Genomic DNA, 22543 nt, shown 5'->3' on the forward strand with positions numbered 1-22543 from the left:
ACGAGAATCGGCCGATTGAGCGCTTCGACAAAGTCGGTGTTATGCTGAGCCGATACGTCCACCACTTTCAGACTGCACAACAATGAGATGGCATTTCGGCCACAAGCTGGCACTGATCATGACACTGCTGGTTCTGTTCGCGTCCAGCATCCTCGGTTACACCCTGGTCTATCGCCAGTTTTCCATGATGGAAACCCAGTTCAATGACACCGGCGATGCCCTGGCCGCTCAGCTCGGTGCTGCTTCGGTGGAAATGGTTTTTACCGAAGATGCGCTGAGTTTAAGAAGCCTGGTGCATTCGCTGAACGAGCAGTCCGTTGTTGCCTCAGTGGCGGTATTCAATCGACAAGGCAATATGCTGGCCGATGCCGGGCGTTATCGTCCCTACCTTGGTGGCGCAGATAACATCACCGACAACGGCAGCCAACTGGGTGAAAACGACATCACCTGGTTTTATTCACCCATCGTCTTTCGCGACGTCAATGGCGGTACCGCCTGGGTCGGGCTGGATAAATCCGCCCTGGATGCCAGCCAAACCGCCGTCGTTCGTTCGGGCATTCTGGTGGTGCTACTGCTGGTGCTGGCGATTACCCTGGTGGCAATCCGGCTGGGCCGTTCGCTCGGTAAACCGGTTAACGATTTGATTGAGGGCACGCACGCCATCGAATCCGGACACTATGGTTTCCGCATCCGCCAACAGCACAGCGGTGAGTTCAAGGCGTTAACCGAATCGTTCAACACCATGGCACAGGGACTGCAGCAAAAAGACCGCGTCGAGCGGCTGTTTTCACGTTTTGTCAGCAACCCGGTTGCGGCGCGCTATATGGCTCAGGATGACGTCGAACCCAATCAGGAAGGCCGCCGGGTGGAAGCCTCGGTCATCTTTGTCGACCTGGTGGGTTATACCGCTTTCAGTGAAGGCCGTAATCCGGAAGAAGTAGCTGAGATTCTCAATTTATATTTCACCGAATTCGCCAACATCTGCCACCAATACCAGGGCAATGTCGACAAATACATTGGCGACTGCGCCATGCTGCTGTTTGGTTGCCCGCAGCCGGACAGCGACCATCGTTACCACGCCATGCAATGCGCCATCGCCATTCGTGAACGCATTGTCGAGATGAACCGTGAGCGCGATCGCCAAAACCTGCCGTGCCTGAACATTCGCATTGGTCTGAGTGGCGGCACCTTGTTGGCGGGTTTGCTCGGCTCGCATGAGCGCCTGCAATACACGGTTATCGGCGAACCGGCCAACCTGGCCTCACGACTGTGCGACCGCGCCGAACACGGCCGGATCATGACCGACAAAAGCTTCTATGACGCCGTCCATGCCAGCCACCCACTGGGCACCGAAAACACCGTCAGCATTCAGGTAAAAGGCTTCCAGGCCAAGGTGGATGCACTGACCATTACCGACTGGCTGCCTACGCCAGTCACGCACTGAGCCGTTGCCGATGCCCTTGTTACGTCCAGTTTTTTCGCTATTCATGCTGCTGATGATCAGCGGCTGCAGCACCCTGCTGAGCCAGAAAGGTGACCTCAATACTCAGGTCGATGGCTGGGTTGCCGAGCATCGCTATGACCGTGCCCTGGAAGCCTTAGGCGCAGTACCGCCCGACCACCCCGGCTTTAATGCGCTGGCACCACGCATCGAAGAGATCGAAGTCCTGCGCAGCGACTACATCGAACAGCAGTTGGCCAAGGCGGCTCAATTCGAGCCGGAAGGTGACTGGCCCAGTGCCATCGCCGTGCTCGACGAAGCGCTAGAGAACCTACCGGACGCGCCGGAACTGACCAGCCAACGCCAAGCTTACGAACAACGCCGGCTGCGCAGTATTCAACTGAGCCAGCGCGCCATCGCCATGGAGTATGGTCGCTATTTGCTGGCCACCCGGCCCAGCGAAGAGCAACTGTTGCTGGCCAGCCCCGATGGTTTCTTCGCCCAGCAACGCTACCGCGCCTACCAGCAGGAATTGAGCCAGGCATCACGCGGCCTTTATGCGGTGGGCCGTCAGTCGCTGTACGAAAATGACAGCGAAACGGCGATCGAAGCGCTGACCTTATCCAACCAACTGGCACCGAACGACCTCAGTGAGGACTTACTGAACAACATCCGTCAGGCACAGCGCGATGAGCGCCAACAACAGCGTCAGCAGGAAACCGCCGCGGCACAACGGCAATTGCCCCAGCTGAAGACACAGTTCGAACAGTCGCTGCGCTTTAACGACCTGATCGGCGCCAAACGCCTGCTCGGTGAAATCCAGGATATTGATGCTGAGGCGGGCGCAGCCTTGCAACCACGCCTGCAGCGACGCATCGATGCCCAGGCCGCTGCCCTGCTCGAGCGTGGCCGGCTATTGTACGGCCAGGGTTTACTGCAGGAAGCGCTCGCCGTCTGGCGCGAAGCGTTGCAGTTGAAACCGGGCGATCCAGAATTGCTGGCCGCCATCGAACGCACCGAAACCTTTCTGCAAAACCTGAAGAACTGGGGGGAGTAAAAACCGCCGCGATTCCGTTATACTGCCGCGCCGGTTAATTCGAACAGGCAAGCTCTCCACTATGCTCGACGCCAACGCTCTTGCGCAGCTGCAATCGCTGAAATCCGATATCCAGTCCACCCAGCCGCGGCTGACCGGCCGCATCAAAGGCACCGGCCGCAGCTTCGGCTTTGTGGTCGGAGACGATGGCCTGGAATATTTCCTGCCACCGGAAGAGATGGCACGGGTCTTCCCCGGTGACCAGGTCACCTTTGTGGTTGAAGAACAAAGCGATGGCAAGCTGCGCGCCAGCCTGGAAGCACTGGAAAGCAGCGAGCTCGCCAGCTTTGTCGGCCGCTACGTTGAGCGCGGCAAGGCCCAGGGCGTTGAACCAGAAGCTGCAGGCCACGGTAAATGGCTGTTTGTTCCCCCCAAGAAAACCGCCGAGGCGCAGTCCGGCCAATGGGTAAAAGCGCTCGTTACACGTCATCCCTGGGAAACGGGTAAGGCCCAGGCGGAAATCGAAGCGGTACTCGGCGCCGAAGACGAAGCCGGCACCTGGCACCGTCTGGCGATTGAGAAATACGACCTGACGGCCGATTTCAGCGCAGAGCAACTGGCCGCCGCCGATGCCCTGGATGAACAACTGATCGAGCAACTCGACGATCGCGAAGATCTCACCGACCTGCCCTTCGTCACCATCGATGCCACCAGTACCCGCGATATGGACGACGCCCTGTTCGCCGAAGAAACCGACGATGGCTGGTTATTGCACGTCGCCATTGCCGATCCTTCTGCCTGGTTCAGTTCAGACTCCACCTTGGAATCGGCAGCGCTGGAACGACTCACCACCACCTATCTGCCGGGCATGCCGCTGGACATGCTGCCCAAGCGGCTGGCCGAAGAGTTGTGCTCACTGGTGCCAGACGCCACTCGACTGGCGCTGGTGTTTCATCTGCGGGTCGCGCGCGATGGCAATCTCTCCAAGCTCGCCATCACACCGGCGCGCATCCGCTCTAGCGCCAAGCTCAGCTACACCGACGTCAGTCGCTGGCTCGATGGCGAAGAGCCCATTCCGGCTCAACATTGGCATCTGGAAACGTTGCGCGCCTGCTGTCAGGCGCTGCGTAACTGGCGCGAAAACCATGCTCTGGTGATGGCTGACCGACCGGATTACCGCGTTCGGGTGGACGACGCCCTGAACGTCACCGATGTTGTGCGCGAAGAACGCACCACTGCGCACAGCCTGGTGGAGGAAAGCATGTTGGCCACCAACCGCATTACGGCGGCCTGGCTGGCTGAGGATAATGCCCTCTTTATGACCCATCCGGGCTTTCGCAGTGAACGCGAAGAAGAGCTGAAAGGTTTACTGCGCGACTACGCTCCGGCTGTGGCCGACTGTGATGGCAGCACCTTGGAAGGCTATCGCACCATCATGCGCGCTGCGCGCGACTGCACCGACTTCCCGCTGCAGAAAGTGCTGCAAAAACGGCTCGAACGTGGTTTGTGGAGTGGCCAGGCAGCGCCGCATTTTGGGCTCGGTTTCGAGCAATACACCACCGTGACCAGCCCGATTCGCAAATTCAGCGATCTGCAATTGCATCGTTTGATCAAAGCCAAGCTAGGTAACCAGCCGCTGACACCCAGCACCGCTGTGGTCGAGTTGTTGAATGACAAGCTGGGCGCCAGTCGCAAGGCCGCCAATGAGGTGGAAAACCACTTGCGCCTGCAATGGCTGGCACGCCAGGAAGAGCAGGATTGGGCGGCGACGATCGTGCACATCAATGCCGGCGGTTTGATCGTCCAGCTGGATGACAATGGCGCCAGCGGCTTTGTTGATCTGCGCGGTGGCGACGAAAAATTCAGTTACGATGCTTTGCGCATGCAGATGAAGAGCGAGACCACCAGCTACTACCTGGAACAACAAGTCAGGGTGCGCATCAAAGAAAATACCGGTTCTAAGCTGGAGTTCACTCTGGTTAAGTAACCGCCACCGGCCACAAAAAAGGGGCTGCTTCAGCCCCCGTATCCCTGCGGATTTTGCCGCTGCCAGCGCCAGGTATCGGCCATCATCACATCCAGACCTTTCTCCGCAACCCAGCCTAATTCACGTTCGGCAAAAGCCGGATCGGCGTAACAGCAAGCGATATCGCCCGGGCGACGCGGTGATATTTTATAAGGCACAGCTTTGCCCGAGGCCGCCTCAAAGGCCTTCACCATCTCCAAAACGCTGTAACCGCGGCCGGTGCCCAGGTTATAGGCAACACAACCGCTTTGCGTATTGAGCTTATCCAGCGCGCGCAGATGACCTCGCGCCAGATCGACCACGTGGATGTAGTCGCGCACGCCAGTACCGTCGGGGGTGTTGTAGTCATCGCCGAACACTGCCAGCTGCTCGCGCCGGCCGACGGCAACCTGAGCAATGTAAGGTAAGAGGTTATTGGGGATACCGTTCGGATCTTCACCGATGGTGCCGGATTCATGCGCACCAACCGGATTAAAGTAACGCAACACGGCAATACGCCAGCGCTCATCGGAACGTGCCAAATCCTGCAGCATGTGCTCAATCATCAGCTTGGACTGGCCATAAGGATTGGTCGCGCTGAGCGGGAAGTCTTCGCGAATCGGCACCGATGCCGGATCGCCATAAACGGTGGCCGAAGAACTGAACACCAGCCGGGTGACGTCGTGCCGACGCATGGCCTGCAATAAAGCGATGGTGCCGGCGACGTTGTTCTCGTAGTAGTCGATGGGAATCTCGGTACTCTCACCAACCGCCTTAAGCCCGGCGAAATGCACCACGGCACTGATCGACTGCTCACTGAACAGCCGTTCCAGCAAGGCCGCATCGCGGATATCGCCTTTGATAAAAGGCACCTTACGCCCAACGATCGCCTCAACCCGGTGCAAGGCCTCCAGCGAGCTGTTAGCCAGGTTGTCGAGTACCAGCACGTCTTGGCCGGCTTCGATCAATTCGATGCAGGTATGGCTGCCGATATAACCCGCGCCACCGGTTACCAGAATGGTCATGGACTTACCCTCGTCCGCTTATGTTTCAGAGCCGTCACTCTATATTTGAAAACGTTTTCAAGCAAGGCATCCCAAGCGGGTTACTGACGGATCAGCGCCAGCAGTTCCTGAGTTTTTTCGTCCATCAACGCTTTATCGGCGCGGGTTTCGACGTTAAGGCGAATCACCGGCTCGGTGTTCGATTTGCGCAGGTTAAAGCGCCAGTCATCGAACTCCAGCGACAGGCCGTCGATGCGATCTTCGGCAATGGCCTTGGCTTTGTAGGCCTCGTAGACCCGGGTCATGGCTTCGTCGGCGTCGGCCACTTGGCTGTTGATCTCGCCCGGCGATGGGAAGTTGCCCATCTGTTTGCCAACCAGGGATTTCAACGAGGTCTGCTTCTTGCTCAGCAGATCAATCACCAGAAGCCAGGGCAGCATGCCGGAATCGCAGTAGGAGAAATCGCGGAAGTAATGGTGTGCACTCATTTCGCCACCATAGATGGCGTCTTCCTTGCGCATTTTCTCTTTGATAAAGGCGTGGCCGGACTTACACATCACCGCCGTACCACCTTTTCCTTCGACGATCTCGACGGTATTCCAGGTCAGGCGCGGGTCATACACAATTTTCGAACCGGGCTGTTTAACCAGAAAAGCTTCGGCCAGCAACCCGACAATGTAATAGCCTTCAATAAAGTTGCCGTCTTCGTCCCATAAAAAACAGCGGTCGAAATCGCCATCCCAGGCAATACCCATATCGGCATTATTTTCCCGCACCGCTTTGGAAGTCACCGGCTGTTGCTCATGCAGCAACGGATTAGGAATGCCATTGGGGAAGGTGCCATCCGGCTCGTTATGCACCTTGATAAATTCCAGTGGCGCACCGGCAGACAACAAGGCTTTCTCCAGCCGATCCAGTGAGGGACCCGCAGCGCCATTGCCTGCATTGGTTACCAACTTCATAGGCTTGAGGTTAGGAATATCGACAAAGCTGATCAGGTGATCGACATAGGCCTGGCTGTTGTCGAGCTCAGTCAGGGTGCCGGGTTTGGCCGCTGCCGGGCCGAAGTCTTCGGTCTCGGCCATTTTCTTAATGTCGTCCAGTCCGGTATCGCGAGAGATCGGTTTGGACAGCTCGCGTACCATCTTCATACCGTTGTAATTGATGGGGTTATGGCTGGCCGTGACCATACAACCGCCATCGGCCTTAAGATAATCGGTGGCGAAATAGACCTCTTCCGTGCCGCATAAGCCGATGTCGATCACATCGGCGCCGAAATCCATCACCCCTTGCGCAAAGGCTGCCTTCAGCTCCGGCGAGGTTTCACGGACATCGCCGCCAACCACCACGGTTTTCGGCTTTAAGAAGGCGGCAAAGGCACGGCCGATGCGATAAGCAATATCCCTGTTCAGCTCGGTACCCAACTGTCCGCGGATGTCATAGGCGCCAAAGCAGGTCAACTCGGTCATTCGTCACTCCATTTTGGAAACTAGCAGCGTTAGCAGAAGGCAACTGTACCCTGTTTCAAACCAGCTGCGCTACCGGTTGGCCCACCCGCAACGCTCTCGTATACTGACGCGCAAATTCAAATCATCAGAATGATAGGGAGTATCCTCGCCGATGGCATCCAACGACAATCCTCAGCCGGCCAAGCAACCGTCTGTTCCGTACCAGGATGATGACACCATTGACCTTGGCGCCTTGCTTCGAGGGCTGTTCGAACAGTGGTTGCTGATTGTTGCAATTACTGTGACTGCCACTGTAGCTGCGGGTCTTTTTACGCTGGTGCTGCCAAATAAATATCGGGTGGAAGCCACCTTTACTCAGCCGTCGCTGCAGACTGTTCGACCCTTACTGGAGCAGTCAATTAGACCCATCTCTCTGGACGATCTGAGTCGAGATTTCATCAGTAACCTAAGCTCTTATTCACTGATGGAAGCCGCCTACGATGCAGCAGTGCAAGACAGTGAAACTCAGTCAAGCGATGCGACTCGAGTAAGCACTGTTCAAGGTTTACTAAACAGTCTGACCATCACACCGGCAAATCCGGATGCGCTCGAAAATAAAAACATTCCTTTGGAAACCGTAAAGCTGAGCTTCCTGTCTGAAAACCCGGGAACAGCTCAGGTCGTTTTAAACGAACTGATTCAGCTGGCCGCGCAACGTACTGCGGAAAATTTCAAAGGTGGTATTGAAGCGGCAAGGGATATCCGCATTGCTCAGCTGCAGTCTCAAGTCACTCAGGTTGAGCTGGCAGCGGAAACGTCGTTGCAGCAACGTGTCTATGAATTGGAACAAGCACTCAACCTTGCCAATACACTGAACATTGTTGAGCCTACAGATTGGACAGCGCTGGTTCATGGTACGGAAAACACTCAGTTGCTGACTCAGCGCGAAGGCTACCGTAAAGATGATCTCTTCTTACAAGGAACCCGCATCCTTCGCGCTCAACTGGAAGCACTGAGGGGTGATGACGCAGCAGAACTCTTTATCAGCAGCTTTAACGAAACCAAAGTGATTGACCTGTCAAGCCTCAGCAACTTTGATGCCGCTTTTACTGGAAATATTTTTGTAACCACTCCACCAATTACTAAACGCAGTGTCACTCGTTCAGAGCTTTTAGGTGAAATGGCCAGCCTGCAGAGTATCCAGATCGAACTCGACCGAGTGTCGTTAATCGACGAGGATACTCAGGCTCGCATACCGGCCAGCCCTGCCTCACCAAACCGTAAACTGATTGTGTTGGCTGCTTTCGTTCTCGGTGGCTTCCTGGGTCTATTTGTGGCCTTGATCCGTATGGCCATTCGAGATAACGACTGACCCTGTGCCGCAGACGGCTTGGGTCGTCTGCGGCTGACCGCTATACTGCGCCCTTCTTCTTTCAAACAGGATTCCGCCTTGTTCACCTGGTATCTCTGCCGTGAAATCCTGAAGCCCTTTATTCTGATCACGGCGATTCTGTCGGCCTTGCTGATCGCCGGCGAAATGAGTGAGATCCTGGGGCGGGTTGTCTCCGGGCAATATTCCGACTGGGCAATTCTGGCCATTGTCGGTTATCAGTTGCCTATCTTGATTCCAGAACTGCTGCCAGCGGCCTTTTTTCTGGCGGCGCTGACCAGCCTTAACCGGATGAGCGAAGAATCCGAGCGCATCATTCTGCATGCTGTTGGTCAGTCAGACAGCGGCATCCTGAAAAATGTTCTGCTGTTTACGGCTATGCCGGCCATGATCGTTATGCTGGCATTTACACACTGGCTGACGCCCCTATCCGAAAGCAGTTTGACGCGCTATTTGATCGAACAACAAAACCGTCCGTTAACCGACATTGTCACCCCCGGTGAATTTTTCACACTGAACCAGCGCAATGCCACCCTATACGCACAACGCTCCAACCCATCCGAAGGCACCTTGTTATCGGTTTTTATAGCCAGAGTGGACGATGATCGTATCGCCGTTAATACCGCGCCTTCGGCGCGCATCGAGACACAAGAGCAGCGTCAATATTTAACCCTTTTTAATGGTGTACAACGGGTTTTTGCATTAACGCCAGGTGATACTGAAAAAATCGACTACAAGCAGTTTGCGCTCTACATCCCCAGCGTCGACAACAACAGCGCCAGCGCTTCACGCGATGCCAGCAACACCCTGGCACTGTGGCGCAGTGGCAGTCAGGCCAGCCGCAGCGATGCCATTGAGCGCACCTTGCTGGCCTGCCTGATACCGGTGTTGGCTGTCTGGGCCGTCGCCCTGACCCGGGTAAAACCCCGCAAAGGTAAGGTTGGCGCTGTTGCCATGGGCATCGTGCTCTATATCGTGTTCACTTTTGGCCAGCAAACCCTGCAAACCGGCGTCGAAAAAGGTCAGTTGCCCTTGATCGTCAGCCCCTGGTGGTACCTCATCGTGCTGGCATTAGTGGGGCTGGTCTGGGTACGGAGGCGCAACTGATGGTGTCGATTCTCAACCGCTATATCATTCGTCGTACTGCGGTCTTTATCGCCATCGTGGTGCTGGCGATTGGTGGCTTATTGATGGTCATGGGGGTCGCCGACGAACTCAGCCGCCGCGCCAGTGACAGCTACGGTCCCTGGGAGGCGACCCTTTATCAGTTGCTCAGCATGCCACTGGAGGTCTACCAGTATATTGGCCCTATGGTGCTGCTCGGCACGCTGATCTCCGTTGCCGGCATGGCCAAGAACAACGAGCTGGTTATTATTCAATTGGCATCGAGCAGCGCTTACGGCCTGGTATTGCGCTTGCTGCTGCCCGGCCTACTGCTAATGCCGATTATCTATTTTGTTGGCGAGTGGGTGGCTCCGCAAATGCGCCAGCAAGCTGAAGTGTCGCGCGCCATTAACCTCAATCGTTCACTGCCCACTTTGAGCGGGGAATGGTTCCAGGACAATCAATGGATTATTAACGTCGACTTCGTTTCACCCGAACGAGACATCCGTGGCTTGACCGTCTTTGAACTCAGCGCAGACAACAACTTGACCAGCATGATCTACGCGCCCGAAGCGTCACCGATCGATCGCGGCTGGCAGTTATTGAACGGTCGACGTATCGAATTTGAAAACGATCAAGTCATTCACAGCGAGTTTGCAACGCTGAACTGGCAACCGGATAACTTCAATGCCGACCTGCTGGCGCTGCTGGCACAACGCACCCGAGAGTTAACGCTGCCTCAGGTTTGGCGTCAGGTGACTTTCTCGAATCAGCAGCGCCATGCCGATCCAGAATTAGCACTGACCTTCTGGAACCGGCTGTGGTTTCCGATCACCTACCTGGGCATGCTGTTTTTGGCACTGGTATTTTCGTTTGGCTCGTTTCGTCAGAAAACGCTGGGAGATGCAGCCTTCAAAGGCGTTGCTTTGGCGATCGCTGTGCAGCTGGCAACCGAGACCGGCGCCAGCTTATTGCTGGTAGCAGGATTGAGCGCGCCTTACGCTGCACTGTTGCCCCCGCTGATTTTTCTGGTCATCGCCGTCTTGCTGGTCAGGCAACGGTTATAAACGCCGCGGCATCCAACCCTCAATGCTCGAAGGTGGAATGCAAACGGGAATAAGCGCCGCCTTTGGCCAGCAATTCCTGATGAGTACCGCTTTCCACCACTTGCCCCTGATCCAAAACATGAATCAAATCAGCATTCATAACCGTCGATAGACGATGCGCAATCACCAAAGTGGTTTTGCGCTTGGCGAGATCTTCCAAGGTTTGCTGAATCAGTTTTTCAGTCCGGGTATCGAGTGCTGAAGTAGCCTCATCCAACAACAGAATAGGTGCATCGCGCAGTAAAGCTCTGGCAATGGCCACCCGCTGTCGCTGACCGCCAGAAAGATTAGAACCACGGGGGCCGGCCAAAGTATCCAGACCGGCTTCCAGATGTTGGGTATATTCCTCGACCAAGGCTTCGCGTGCCGCCTGAGTCAAGCGCTCATCCGTGGCCTGCAGATCACCGAGCAAAATATTCTGACGGATGGTTTCGTCAAACAGAGCAGAATCCTGACTGACCACCGAATAAAGCCCACGCAACTCAATCAAATCCAGCTGATCAATCGGCTGATCACCCAGGCGTATTTGTCCTGACTGTGGATCAACCAAACGCGTCAACAAATTAAAAATGGTCGACTTACCCGCACCCGAAGCACCTACCAGCGCCGTCATTTTCCCGGCTGGCGCCGTTAAACTCAGGTCACGTAACACAGGCTGATCACCATAAGCGAAACGCACCTTATCCAGCACAACATCACGCTGGGCAACATTTTGAGGCGCAGGAAGCGGTTGTGCCGGACTTTGAATTCTAGGCTTAAGATCCAACACAGAAAAAATGCGTTCCAAGCTGGCACTGGCCGACTGGAAAGCACCACTGATATTGGACAAGCGCCGCAACGGATCGAAAATCAGCGCCATGGCAGTGAAGAAACTCATAAACTCACCGATGGTCTTCTCACCATCGATAATCTGGTAACCGCCGTAAATCACCACAAATACGAAACCGAAGCCGGCCACCAAATCGATCATCGCCGGCATGGCGGCATTACCCACTTCCGATCGACGCTGGTATTTGAAAAAACGCCCCGTCTCTTTAGCAAACCGGCCATCTTCATGACGCTCAAGGTTATTTTGTTTGATGGCATTGATACCGTGAAAAATCTCATCCAACCGCGTTGACATAACCGATGAAATTTCGCGTGAACTGCGCGTCGTTCTCAAAATGAGTCGCCGCAACGCAGCAATCGGAACCGACAACAATGGCAAACCTACCAAAGCAAAAATTGTCCATCGCCAATCGGCCATCATCGCGACTGTCAGCAAGGCAACCAATGAGATAGAATCCCGCCCTAAATTTATTAATGCTGTGCTGGCAAAATTCTTCAGCGCTTGCGTATCACCACGCACTCGCTCAATTAGCGCACCCGGAGAGTGCTGACCAAAAAATGCAGAGTCCAGTCGAATCAAGTGCGACAACATATCTTTCTGCATATTGGTAATAACACGCAAACCCACACTAAGCGTAATGGTTCGCTGCCCAAAGCCACCCAAGGCACGAGCTGTAAACACAATAAAAATGGCCAGTGCAATCCAGATGACATCATCGGATTTACCCTGCACAAAAATATTGTCGAACATGGGCTGCACCAGATAACTGAGCAAGCCCAAGGCACTGCCTTCGATAACCACCAGCACAGCCGCCACCAGCAACCAAGGCCAGTGACCTTTTAAGTAGCTGCGCCAAAGGCGATAAATCAAAGCCCGCCGTGGCGTGTCCTGATGGATGTCCAGTTTGTATTCACTCACGTCGTAATACCTTGTCTACAAGCCAGGCACTGGCTTTACGCGGCTGGAATGATTGCTCCAACTGCTTGGGATCATAAATCTCAGCGACCCAATCTAAAAACGAATGATCGGTTTCGTTGTTCTGCTGATAACGTTCATAAGCGCAAAAAAATTCATGCAGCATGCCGGTTTTTGCGCCTTTAAAATGTAAGTACCGCCACGACAACTGCGCCTTGGCATCAGCCACAGAACCCTGACCGGTGAGTAAGAGGTAAAGCCCGGCGGCAAAACCAGAACGATCGGCGCCCGACTTGCAGTGGAACAGAACCGGCGTTTCAAGCCGCTTAATCAGATCGGCAAAAGCGAGCACGCGCTGCTTCGACGGCGCCCCCCGTGATGACATCCGAAAATGCACTAATTGCATCCCGAAACGTTCACAGGCTTTTTCTTCCAGCAGGATAGCCCCGCCACCACCCTGACCCCGTAAATTGACCAGGGTACGCACGCCTTTATTGGACAAACGCCGAATACCGATCGGGCCAGGTTGATTGGCGCGCCAGGCATCGGCAGCAAACTGCTGGGGGTTGTTCCACAGGGGCCGCACAATACCGTGATCGACGAACAGTGCATCCAACCAGACGGCCAGACGAACCTGCGGTTGTTGCCATCGCGCTCGCCACTGGCGACGCCACCGAGGTCTGCGATCAGTCATATCCGAGACTGCTCAAGCGACGCTCAACACGCTGTTGAAACTCTCGTTTCTTACTGCGACGAACGCTACGAAACCAGCGTTGCGTCGGTATCCAGGTACGATCGCCCAGGCCATCGATAATAACGAAACGCTCTGAGTCATCTCCGGCGTGCTCCAGTACCAGGTTTTCGTAATTCATATCGGCAAAAGTCAAAGTCGAGTCCACCATGCTGTTTAACAGCGCACGAAGATCAGCCACCTGGCTGGCGGTTAACAGTCGGTTATCCATCAAGGTCTGTAACGTCGGTGCCAGACTGCCGTCGGCAGACCGTGCGGCAGACACCAATAACCCCAGCCCCAAGTCCGTTTCCACTACGCCATGAATGGGGCAGATGCGACTGCATGCCAACCCCTGGTCACGATAACGACTTTCAACAAAATGACGCAGTTCACGCACCATGCCTGAACTGTATAAAAAATAATCCTTGGCTGCGGCAAACCATGCCTGGATTCCCGACTGCTGGGCCCCAGGCCCCCGTGGGATATGGACTTTTACCAGTAAGCTGGGGTCATGAGGGTGTTCATACACCCAACGGGTTTTGCTGCTCAGCAAAGGAGGGCCGGATTTCAGGCTCAATGGCCCCAATATAGCCGCCTTGCAGGACTGTTGTTCAAGTCCAGTCACACCCTACCCTCATTTGATCAGTAGCCTTCACAGACAACCCTGGATGAAAAGCGCGCTATGGTACTGAAACCGCCAGGACAGATAAAGCCGAGACACTGGCAACCCAGACCTCATACCAGGATGATTATTCAGAAAACGGAGGTTCCAGGGAGCCTCTAAATATCTCCCCCAGAGCTCTATGCGAGCTAAAACGTTCTGCCACAAGTGATGTGGCACTCCGAAGCACTTACGGCCGTAACTCTTGTCAAGAAGCGCTCCCTAGCCTGGAGGAATTAGCTCAGTTAGACTGCCAGAATTTACCAGGATGCCTTTATATGCCGACCTTTAAAGTTCTGGGCCGACATTTGGACAAAACTTGGCGCCGCTACCGCCCCTTTCTGACACCTAGGTTCAGAACAGCCTATGCGAGGTTGATCGCCAGCCAACAACCGATCCCGGAACAAGGCAAGAAAGTGCTGTTTAACCTGGGTAGTACTCGGGTCGATGGCCCGCAGGGACGACGTATTCACAACCTCCACACCTACTTTACCCGGGCAGGCTACCACCCGGTGTTCGTCAATCACTATGGCTTCCTGGCCAACCCCAAAAAGAACTTTAAAGCCAGTTGTTTTGAGCAACCTTTTAGTCTCATCGGAGCGAACGAAACGCTTCCTGGGGACCCGATGGATTGGATCATCGTCAGCGAACAGTCCCTGCCAGCTTTTAAGGTAACCAAGTCCAAGGCACCACATTTCACGCTCAGCCTAGAGATCAACGAGCGTCTTGCCGACAATGAATTCCCCTGGCCTTTCCCTTTATTTCCAGGAATCTACCAACGCCAACAAGACCTTGAACTTGCCCCGCTAAGAACACAGCCACGGCTTTGGTCCTGCTTTTTTGGCGGACAGACGGCCGCCAGCAAATACGACAAAGACTGGGTTCGTAGCGTCTACGGCAGAGTGACCCGAAAACGCTACCTGGAAGTGGTGCGCGAATCATTAACAGCCAAGCAACTCCAACTGGTTGAACCTGAATCTACCCGGCAAATGCATCAATGGGAACGGCAGAAAGTCATGGGTGCAGTGTTAATCTGCAATGAAGTTTGCAAAATCAAAGTCGAACAGTGGTTACCAACGCTCGCCCGGGCAAAATTCTTTTTCGCCTGCCCGGGCGTACGTTACCCCATGTCACACAACGCGGTTGAAGCCTTAGCCGTGGGTACGGTTCCAATCATTGAGTACGGAGATGATTTTTTCCCGGCCCTCGAAGACGGCGTCAACTGCATGGCATTCCAGGGCGAAGCTGGACTGCACAACGCTATTGAACGCGCGATGGCTATGCCAGAAGAAGAATGGCAGCGCTTGTCCAATAACGCGGTGCAATATTATGAGCGTTTTATCAAGCCTGAGGCTGTTATCCAAAACTTGCTCGACGCGCAACGTGAAAACAAGGTCGATACCATCAAGATGGTACCCTTCCTAAAACGTGGTGGCGGGCATATTTAAGCGCATACATCAGCCATCAACCGCTCATTGAGTTACCAGAAAGGAGCAACTTATTCGCGCCGCAGCAACCGATCTGTCAACCAGCTCCAACGACCGCTGCGGCGAAAACTGAGCCGCGTCTGTTCCCGGTCGTAAGACTGCGAAACCCAATCACGATACCCCACTCCCTGAGCGTAACCACTGGCGGCATAACACTTAACAAAATGGTCCATCATGCCGGTCGAAGCATTACGGATATGCAGGTAACGCCAAGACAGCTGCCGGGCTGCCACCTTTGGAGTCGAGCCTTGCAACAACAGACTGATAGCAGCAGCCAGGCCGGCCCGGTCAGCCCCCGACTTACAGTGCAATAGCAACGGCCTGGGAGCGTTGTCGAGCCAATCATGCAAGATAGCCAACTGTTCTGGCGTTGGTGCTCGTCGCGAACTCATGCGCAGACTGTAAAGCTGCAACCCCAAACGCTCAGCGTGATACTGCTCCAGATAAAAAGCACCGCTACGCCCTTCTCCGCGCAGGTTGATCACCGATCGAAAACCGCGTTTTGCCAAGGCTGTTAGACGCCAAGGCGTTGGTTGGTTAGAGCGCCAGATGCCCGGCACAACCTCCACCGGACGATTGACCGGCAAACGCAACAGCCCCAGGTCAACAACCAGCAAATCCAGCCACGCACAGCACCGCGCCCAAGCCTTATCCATACGTTCTGGCCACAGGCCACGCCAGCCCTTAGGCTGCTTGTCTCTAGAAGAATCGGTCATGATCTTAAGGCGAAATCCACAGCTGTTTTCGAGGCCGACTAGGATACGTGATGACCAGCCAGGGCGCTATCTGAGCGGCTGTCTGGTCGCCATTGGTAGCCTCCGGTATGATGGCCGCCCACTAAAAAAGTCTGTCTGCGATGTCACCGATAAGCACCTATACAGCCCTGGAATCTCTGCTCCCCGGATATGAGGGTGAGTTTCATCATCGCTATACCGACAGTGCTGGCCTGGCCTGGCTGGCAAGCCTGAATGATGAACAGAATCAGGGCGAATTACTGTTCCGCCAACGTAATCGGGTTTATCGCCTGCCAGATCCTATCGCGGGTGGTAACGACATCTGCATCAAAGTATTCAAACAACCTGGCAATTTACGCAGTGCCTGGTATCGACGCACCGGAAGCAAGGCTCAGCGTGCCCACGCTTTTGCTCGACACCTTTACGAACAAGGCGCCGCCGTTGCTGAACCTTTGGGTTACTTTGAGCGCTGGAATGGCAACCAGTTGGTAGAAAGCCTGCTGATCAGCCGATACCTGACCGATTCGACCGACCTGTATTCCGAGATGACCTATTTATTGCGTCAGCGACCTTACGCAGGCGATTTTATCCGTCTGTTACGCGTCTGCGCAGAAGCCATCCGTACCATGCACGACAGCGGCTTTGTGCATAATGATCTGGGCCCACAAAACATCCTGTTGCAGCGGACCGGACCAGCCAGTTGGGCCAACCCCACTTTTATTGACCTTAACCGCGGCCAACTGGTTGCCAATCCCAGCTACAAGCAGCGCGCGCGGGATCTGGACCGGATGAAATTGCCCTCGCACTTTCTGCGCATCTTCCGTCATATTTACTGGAACGACGGGCCGATTCCGAAGGAGTTCGAACGCTGGGCCGATCGTTACCGCGCCCGTTTCCGTCGCCATCAACGCTCACGCAAATGGCGCCATCCGATCCGCACTATCCGTCAGTGGTTGCATCCAGCGGCTGATGAAAAGAAGCAGGTATCCACCGGCCAACCGAGTGAAAGGGATGCCTGGCTGTGGGATGAATACTCCGGCCAACCTTCGGTGATGCTGCGCAGTCCGGAACGTCGACGCGAGCGCCGCGGTGCTGATATCTGGCCGACCTTGTTCAGCAATCTGCGTAAGGGATGGTCGATTTGGCGTAGCTATCGACAACTGAAATCGGACAGCTTTCAAACCGAAGTGAAGATGAGCGGACGCTTTGGTGTCTGCGTTGAAGTCGATGAAAGCTTCGAGCAACAACTGCAACAACTGAAGCAAACACCTGGGTTAAGCGTTTTCGTGCGGCTGTATTTTCACCTGGACCAGGCGCACCTGGATGCTGCAGCAGAGGCCATCAAGCAACTGGCCGAAGCAGGCCACCCGGTTGGCATTGGCCTGGTTCAATCTCGCCAGGCCGTGCTCGACCCCGCCGCCTGGCAGTCATTTATGGCTAAAGCACTGGCACGGGTTCATACCCATATTCACTGCGTTGAAATCGGCCATGCGGTGAACCGCGTTAAATGGGGTTTATGGAATCTCGAAGAAATGTCCAGCCTGTGGCAGGGTGCGGCACAGTTGAAAGCGCAATATCCAGAAATCCAGTTTATCGGGCCTGCCATTAATGATTTCGAGTTTCAGTACTATCCGCCGCTACTGGATGCCGGCGGTGAAGCCATCGACGCCCTTTCCTGCCACCTTTATGTCGATCGACGCGGCGCACCAGAGAACGCTCAAAACGGCTTTACCACCCTGGAAAAAGCCCTGCTCGGCAAAGCCATTGCCAAGAGCTACAACAAAACCGGCTTTTACATAACCGAAGTCAACTGGCCGCTTCAAGGCACCGGTCTATACAGCCCACTTGCCGGCGCCTATCAATACAACAATCAAAGCGAAAGTCGACTGCACATCAGCGAACTTGATAGCGCCGCCTATATGATTCGCTATGCTCTGATTACCTTGTGCAGTGGGGCTACAGAACGGCTTTGGTGGTGGCGCTTGGCGCACCCTGGGTTTGGTCTAATTGATGATAAAGAAGGCTGGCGCGAAAGACCTGGCTGGAAAGCCCTGCTACAGTTTCATCGCACAGTAGGCCAAGCATACTTCGAGAAGCGGGAAATTAAAGACGGCATCACTTGGTGGTACTTTGATAACTGCATTGTAGCTTGCAGCCTGAACACCGGCACCGCTATTTTGCCGCCGACCGATCATATTCCCTATACTCTGTTGGGTGAACCAATCAAGCATGAAACAGGTCAATCCCTAGCACTGGACGATTCACTCATTTATTTTATTCATCGCTGAGAATCTAAAAACATCAGCGGCACCTCTTATACAACCGCAAGCACGAGAGTTAATCTATGTCACGCGCTTTGATATTTAGAAAAGACTTACTTCCCTACTCAGAGACTTTTATCGCTGAACAGGCACACCACCTTCCAAGCTGGGAACCGATTTTTTGTGGCTTCAAGAGAAACATGGCTGGATATAATTTAATTGAGCAAAAATCTGTTCCAGGAAAAGACTATCATGTATGCATTGAAAGTGATTTTAGCTCGTTCCCCAAACTGACTGCAGGGCTTCACAAGAAACTCAATATTCTCAACAAACGCTGGTTGCACCAGTTAACAGAGCTGTCGCCACAAATCATACACGCTCATTTTGGTTCAAATGCTTTAAATTGCCTCGCACTCAGCAAGGCGTTAAATATTCCGCTTTTAACCACTTTCCATGGCCGCGACATCACCATCAATAAACACAAGAAAAAGCAAAATGACAACCTTCAAAAGGTCTTTAATGGCTCACAGAAGATCATTGCTGTTTCCGAGTTTATTAAAAGCAAGCTATTAGAGCGTGGGTGTCCGGAAAACAAAATTATTCAGCATTATATTGGTGTTAACACTCAAAAGTTTAAACCATCAGCTAATGACGCCATCGAAGGAAGGATTGTATTTGTTGGAAGATTAGTTGAGAAAAAGGGCTGTGAATATTTGATCAAAGCCTTACAAAAAATCGGCATCAAAGACAATATACAACTTAATATTATTGGTGATGGGCCACTGATGAATAGCTTAAAAGAGCTGTCTAATAGAGCTCCATGCAATATCAATTTTATGGGCCGGCTTTCGCCAGACCAGATTGTAGAAGAAGTTCAGTCAGCGCAATTATTATGTGCACCGTCGATCACAGCGTCCACTGGCGATCAGGAAGGCTTGCCAATTAGCATTCTTGAAGCCTTATCTTGTGGAACGCCAGTTATAGGCACCTACAGTGCTGGTATTGCTGAAGCAGTCATAGATGGTACTAATGGTTTTCTAGTTCAGGAAAAAGACATCGACGCTATTGCCAGCCGAATTCACCAAGTACTAAATGACAAAAACCTTAGGACTGAACTTTCGACTAACGCCCGACAAACAGCAACGACAAAGTTTGACCTCGATAAGCAGTCTTCTTTGTTAGAGGAAATATACCGCAGCCTATAAACCATCCTTTGAATAGTTGCTCTCCAGTAGTGACTAAAACTGCTATCGCCTAGGCTAATCAGTCAACTTCAAGCTTGGTATGCCGATAGGAACCTTGGCCGAACTGATGATCTGCTTGATTGTCAGCACGTTCGGCCAAACAATCCAGGCATCAAACACAAAGTGAAATCATCGCAATGGCAAGCCATAACGAACAACTATTCAGAGTTCGATGTTGGACCTGTTGCTGGCAAATAAACAAAACTCAACATAAGAAACACCAGGCTCAGGCTCGCATGGCGAACGTCATAAAAACTGTAATGCATATTGATCGGCATCATAGCGACTGCAACGCCTGCAGCCATCGCAAAAGCCATGGTGTTAGGATGTCTGGCTGCCTGCCAAGCACGTTTAACCAACCAAGCAAACGCCAGCAAATACCCTACTAAGCCAATTACGCCAGTTTGCAAGGGCACATCCAATAAATGGAAATGAGCGTGGCGCAACCTTTTATTGTCGCCACGAACATCGCGCGAATCGATACCCAGCGGTTTGACCGCTTCATCAAAACCACTTTCACCCACACCCAGCCAAGGATGGGCGGAAATAACAGCAAACGCCGCGCGAAAAACTTCCACACGATGTGAACCAGCGGCATTAATGTCTTCAATATCGCCGGAAAACGCCATCAGTGTTTTATCAACCTGTCGCTCAATCGAAGAGGATGTCTGTATAGCCACGAACACAGCGACCAGCGTAAGAGTAGTCACCATTAAGAATGTTTTAAGCGGAAACTCACGTCGATACAACAGGTAGGCCATATAGAGCACACTGACAACAAACAACACCAACCAACCCGACCGGTTACCACCAAGAAAAATGGCGAAGGCTAGGGGCACAATCATCAGCCAGGCCAGAGAACGCCAGCCACCTGGCTTGGCGTAGCGACGAATGGCTTCAAACACAAAGGGCGATAAATGAGCCAGATCGACACTTAACTTCAAGTGAGGGTAAAAAACGCCGACAACGCGACCGCTTACCAGAGGATTACCCAGTACATTATAACCCACGAAAAACTGCATCAGCCCATCCAGGGCCGCAAACATCACCAAAACCGCTATGCCATAGAGCAACAAATTTTCATTAAAGCGGTGACGAAGCATAGAGATCAACGCCAGCCCTAGCGCTACATAGGAAACCCATTGAAAAATAATTTCCAGATGACGTTTCAACACCCAGGCGGTGAATGCCGACAGCAGCAATGGAATTAAAAACAGCGCTGCTAAAGCAAGGTAGGGCTTAACCCAGGGTTCATCAGGTACGCCCTTACGGATCACATAATAAATCAACGGCAGTAAGGCGATGTGCATGATCTCGCCAAAGGGGTAGAGCACAATAAAAAACAGTAGACAGAATTCAGGCCAGTTATTCGCGAGGTAATTTCCGGCGTTGTAGAAGGTATTTTTATAGTCTTTCAGCACGGTTTATTCTCAAATAATTCAGTATATTATTGGTCGATACACAGCGTGAGCGAAGACGGGCTCAGGATCTGTCCTATATATAGCGACGCCTAGATTTCTAATTACCGTCGTCCCTACCAGGCTTACCCTCTACTGCCGCTCAGGCAGGCATCAGACTTATGTCTTAGTGCGTTGTTTAACACATCATCGCCTAGCCCCGAAATGCGATCAGCCTGGCTGTATTGGCTGATCAGCGGGCAACAAATAACACGAACTTCAGACAGCATGGTGATAAATTTTGATCACCATTGGAGTCGGCTTGCACCTCACTAGGAGCCTGCTTGCGACCTCGCTATGGGCTGGGCAAGACCATTAAATAATGTATAGGAAAGCATCACTAAGCTACTTCCGCCTTGCCTGCTATACCGTCAACACTAACATTCCTTTGACTAACCCCTAGCCACTACAGCTACCTAACAGTACCCAAGTCAGGCTGCGCGCCTAGGTTATTACTACTGATTACCGGCGCCGCCAAAATAGCTTCGCGTGCCACTGCACGTCGATGAGTACCTGCTACCAGATGATCAACTAGCCGACTGGCCCGCTCGCATGATGCAGCATCAAGATGCGCGAAGAACATCTTCGTCACCATATCGCGCCGGTCACGCCAAGCTTCTGCGCCTAGTATAGCTTCCGTTAATGCGCTAATTAGGTCGGCTTGAGTGTAGACTTTAGGGCCTGGCGTTATCAAATCATAGTAATAAGCTAAGCCTCGGTACGCCGAATACTCTTCGATATCGAACGGTAAAAACACACAGGGGATATCGAATGGCAACAAATCCAGATAGATTGAAGAATAGTCGGTAACCAATACCTGAATCTGCGGAAGCAACTCGGCTACATCCATTACTTCCCGCGGAGTTGCGGGCACGTAAACATCGGGGTATCGCTCCGCTAGTTCATAAACATGAGTCCGCGATGCCTTGTCGTTTGGATGAGGCCGCATTAGAAGCTGAATTTTATGAGCCTGGCAAAACGCAGCAAACTCCGCTTCATCTTTATCGGTAAACGGAAAAAACAATGACCGCTGACGCGCACTGGGAGTATCTCGGTGCGTTGGTGCGTAGAGAATTTTTATCTGACCACTGGCCGTCGCTGTTCGCGCCTGCATCGTCCTAAATACCGCATCCTGTCGCGGTAAGCCAGTAACAAAAACACGCTCTGCCGGTACACCCATATAGGCAACGGTGTGATAACGGTCAATGTCGGAACTGGCAATAACAGCGTCTAGATGTCGAGCTTCACGACGCCGGTAGCGACGTTTGCGAGAAGCCGATAAAGAGCCGTCAGTCAAAAATGCACTCTTTACCATAATGGCGTGCCAAAGCATCAAGCTACGAGCGCGTTGCACCGCGTGACGCCATAAACCGAAATCGTTATGACCGTGCGATATCACCACAACCCGAGCCCGGAGCGCCAACCAACCCGCATACACCGACTCTCGCTTTACCATCCGGACCTGGGAGGCGATGGCTTCTGGTACTGTCGGCGGTTTTTCAGAACTGTACAACCAAATCACTTGATGACTGGAGTGTTGTGTCATCCATTCAAACAACGCCCGGGAATTGTCTGCGTAACGGCCACCCCACTGACCGAACAACACCAGGTCGCGCCGCTTCGGAATTATCCAACCTAATAGCCATAGAAAGGGTTTAACTAAGTTGCGCAAAAACTTCATCAGATAT

17 protein-coding genes are annotated in these 22543 nt (G+C 53.3%); 9 read left to right on the plus strand and 8 right to left on the minus strand.

The annotated features are described in order from the left end of the window. The first annotated feature begins 118 nt into the window (after window positions 1-118). From ACXAE6_RS16035 to ACXAE6_RS16045, 3 genes are all read left to right on the plus strand, one after another. Entirely contained in the window at window positions 119-1444 is a 1326-nt protein-coding gene (locus ACXAE6_RS16035; RefSeq protein WP_475150885.1) for an adenylate/guanylate cyclase domain-containing protein, read from the plus strand. 10 nt (window positions 1445-1454) lie between these two features. Continuing rightward, entirely contained in the window at window positions 1455-2498 is a 1044-nt protein-coding gene (locus tag ACXAE6_RS16040; RefSeq protein ID WP_475150887.1) for a tetratricopeptide repeat protein, read from the plus strand. 61 nt (window positions 2499-2559) lie between these two features. Continuing rightward, window positions 2560-4464, plus strand: a complete 1905-nt coding sequence (locus ACXAE6_RS16045) for a VacB/RNase II family 3'-5' exoribonuclease (RefSeq protein ID WP_475150890.1) — start codon at window positions 2560-2562, stop codon at window positions 4462-4464. Window positions 4465-4493: 29 nt separating this feature from the next. On the opposite strand, the gene galE is transcribed toward ACXAE6_RS16045, so the two are convergent. After that, complete coding sequence (gene galE, locus ACXAE6_RS16050; protein WP_475150892.1) at window positions 4494-5507, minus strand: UDP-glucose 4-epimerase GalE; 1014 nt, start codon at window positions 5505-5507, stop codon at window positions 4494-4496. A gap of 80 nt (window positions 5508-5587) precedes the next feature. Continuing rightward, window positions 5588-6955: a phosphohexomutase domain-containing protein gene (locus ACXAE6_RS16055; RefSeq protein WP_475150896.1), complete on the minus strand. Its 1368-nt coding sequence runs from the start codon at window positions 6953-6955 to the stop codon at window positions 5588-5590. A gap of 151 nt (window positions 6956-7106) precedes the next feature. On the opposite strand from ACXAE6_RS16055, the gene ACXAE6_RS16060 reads away from it, so the two are divergent. The 3 genes from ACXAE6_RS16060 (at window position 7107) to lptG (ending at window position 10495) form a co-directional block, all read left to right on the plus strand. Next, window positions 7107-8306 carry an LPS O-antigen chain length determinant protein WzzB gene (locus ACXAE6_RS16060; RefSeq protein ID WP_475150898.1) on the plus strand — a complete coding sequence of 400 codons (1200 nt, stop codon included), beginning with the start codon at window positions 7107-7109 and terminating at the stop codon, window positions 8304-8306. A gap of 78 nt (window positions 8307-8384) precedes the next feature. Further along, entirely contained in the window at window positions 8385-9431 is a 1047-nt protein-coding gene (gene lptF, locus ACXAE6_RS16065) for an LPS export ABC transporter permease LptF (protein WP_475150901.1), read from the plus strand. Further along, complete coding sequence (lptG, locus tag ACXAE6_RS16070) at window positions 9431-10495, plus strand: LPS export ABC transporter permease LptG (protein WP_475150903.1); 1065 nt, start codon at window positions 9431-9433, stop codon at window positions 10493-10495. Before lptF ends, lptG begins: the two co-directional genes overlap by 1 nt. A 19-nt stretch (window positions 10496-10514) precedes the next feature. On the opposite strand, the gene ACXAE6_RS16075 is transcribed toward lptG, so the two are convergent. Genes ACXAE6_RS16075 through ACXAE6_RS16085 form a run of 3 tightly spaced genes read right to left on the minus strand, consistent with a single transcriptional unit; the run spans window position 10515 to window position 13636 of the window. After that, on the minus strand, window positions 10515-12281 hold the full coding sequence (locus ACXAE6_RS16075) for an ABC transporter ATP-binding protein (protein ID WP_475150905.1): 1767 nt from the start codon (window positions 12279-12281) through the stop codon (window positions 10515-10517). Further along, window positions 12274-12972 carry a fused DSP-PTPase phosphatase/NAD kinase-like protein gene (locus ACXAE6_RS16080; RefSeq protein WP_475150907.1) on the minus strand — a complete coding sequence of 233 codons (699 nt, stop codon included), beginning with the start codon at window positions 12970-12972 and terminating at the stop codon, window positions 12274-12276. Before ACXAE6_RS16080 ends, ACXAE6_RS16075 begins: the two co-directional genes overlap by 8 nt. Continuing rightward, on the minus strand, window positions 12965-13636 hold the full coding sequence (locus ACXAE6_RS16085) for a YrbL family protein (protein ID WP_475150909.1): 672 nt from the start codon (window positions 13634-13636) through the stop codon (window positions 12965-12967). The genes ACXAE6_RS16080 and ACXAE6_RS16085 overlap by 8 nt, the downstream gene beginning before the upstream one ends. A gap of 314 nt (window positions 13637-13950) precedes the next feature. Between ACXAE6_RS16085 and ACXAE6_RS16090 the strand changes: the two genes are divergently transcribed. Further along, a complete protein-coding gene (locus tag ACXAE6_RS16090; RefSeq protein WP_475150911.1) occupies window positions 13951-15120 on the plus strand; it encodes a glycosyltransferase in 1170 nt (389 codons plus the stop codon). A 50-nt stretch (window positions 15121-15170) separates the two neighbouring features. Here the strand turns inward: ACXAE6_RS16090 and ACXAE6_RS16095 are convergent, their stop codons facing one another. Then, complete coding sequence (locus tag ACXAE6_RS16095) at window positions 15171-15875, minus strand: protein tyrosine phosphatase family protein (protein WP_475150914.1); 705 nt, start codon at window positions 15873-15875, stop codon at window positions 15171-15173. 140 nt (window positions 15876-16015) lie between these two features. Here ACXAE6_RS16095 and ACXAE6_RS16100 point away from each other — a divergent pair, with 140 nt between their 5' ends. Together ACXAE6_RS16100 and ACXAE6_RS16105 are read left to right on the plus strand one after the other, a co-directional pair. Continuing rightward, the gene (locus tag ACXAE6_RS16100; protein WP_475150916.1) at window positions 16016-18181 is read left to right on the plus strand and encodes a lipopolysaccharide kinase InaA family protein; all 2166 of its coding nucleotides are present in this window, start codon (window positions 16016-16018) and stop codon (window positions 18179-18181) included. A 56-nt stretch (window positions 18182-18237) separates the two neighbouring features. Continuing rightward, the gene (locus ACXAE6_RS16105) at window positions 18238-19359 is read left to right on the plus strand and encodes a glycosyltransferase (protein WP_475150920.1); all 1122 of its coding nucleotides are present in this window, start codon (window positions 18238-18240) and stop codon (window positions 19357-19359) included. Between the two features lie 197 nt (window positions 19360-19556). On the opposite strand, the gene ACXAE6_RS16110 is transcribed toward ACXAE6_RS16105, so the two are convergent. Both ACXAE6_RS16110 and ACXAE6_RS16115 read right to left on the minus strand, forming a co-directional pair. Then, a complete protein-coding gene (locus ACXAE6_RS16110; RefSeq protein WP_475150922.1) occupies window positions 19557-20819 on the minus strand; it encodes an O-antigen ligase family protein in 1263 nt (420 codons plus the stop codon). A 448-nt stretch (window positions 20820-21267) separates the two neighbouring features. After that, window positions 21268-22536, minus strand: a complete 1269-nt coding sequence (locus ACXAE6_RS16115) for a CDP-glycerol glycerophosphotransferase family protein (protein ID WP_475150925.1) — start codon at window positions 22534-22536, stop codon at window positions 21268-21270. Window positions 22537-22543 lie beyond the last annotated feature (7 nt).

The sequence above is a fragment of the Saccharospirillum sp. ABV4_185 genome, from assembly GCF_056159245.1.

What these genes read in the sequence shown, in the direction of transcription:
- galE (WP_475150892.1), bottom strand. Translation starts at nt 5,507, where the DNA reads ATGACCATTCTGGTAACCGGTGGCGCGGGTTATATCGGCAGCCATACC.
- ACXAE6_RS16035 (WP_475150885.1), top strand. Translation starts at nt 119, where the DNA reads ATGACACTGCTGGTTCTGTTCGCGTCCAGCATCCTCGGTTACACCCTG.
- ACXAE6_RS16115 (WP_475150925.1), bottom strand. Translation starts at nt 22,536, where the DNA reads ATGAAGTTTTTGCGCAACTTAGTTAAACCCTTTCTATGGCTATTAGGT.
- ACXAE6_RS16080 (WP_475150907.1), bottom strand. Translation starts at nt 12,972, where the DNA reads ATGACTGATCGCAGACCTCGGTGGCGTCGCCAGTGGCGAGCGCGATGG.
- ACXAE6_RS16055 (WP_475150896.1), bottom strand. Translation starts at nt 6,955, where the DNA reads ATGACCGAGTTGACCTGCTTTGGCGCCTATGACATCCGCGGACAGTTG.
- ACXAE6_RS16100 (WP_475150916.1), top strand. Translation starts at nt 16,016, where the DNA reads ATGTCACCGATAAGCACCTATACAGCCCTGGAATCTCTGCTCCCCGGA.
- ACXAE6_RS16040 (WP_475150887.1), top strand. Translation starts at nt 1,455, where the DNA reads ATGCCCTTGTTACGTCCAGTTTTTTCGCTATTCATGCTGCTGATGATC.
- ACXAE6_RS16095 (WP_475150914.1), bottom strand. Translation starts at nt 15,875, where the DNA reads ATGACCGATTCTTCTAGAGACAAGCAGCCTAAGGGCTGGCGTGGCCTG.
- ACXAE6_RS16045 (WP_475150890.1), top strand. Translation starts at nt 2,560, where the DNA reads ATGCTCGACGCCAACGCTCTTGCGCAGCTGCAATCGCTGAAATCCGAT.
- ACXAE6_RS16105 (WP_475150920.1), top strand. Translation starts at nt 18,238, where the DNA reads ATGTCACGCGCTTTGATATTTAGAAAAGACTTACTTCCCTACTCAGAG.
- lptG (WP_475150903.1), top strand. Translation starts at nt 9,431, where the DNA reads ATGGTGTCGATTCTCAACCGCTATATCATTCGTCGTACTGCGGTCTTT.
- ACXAE6_RS16090 (WP_475150911.1), top strand. Translation starts at nt 13,951, where the DNA reads ATGCCGACCTTTAAAGTTCTGGGCCGACATTTGGACAAAACTTGGCGC.
- ACXAE6_RS16060 (WP_475150898.1), top strand. Translation starts at nt 7,107, where the DNA reads ATGGCATCCAACGACAATCCTCAGCCGGCCAAGCAACCGTCTGTTCCG.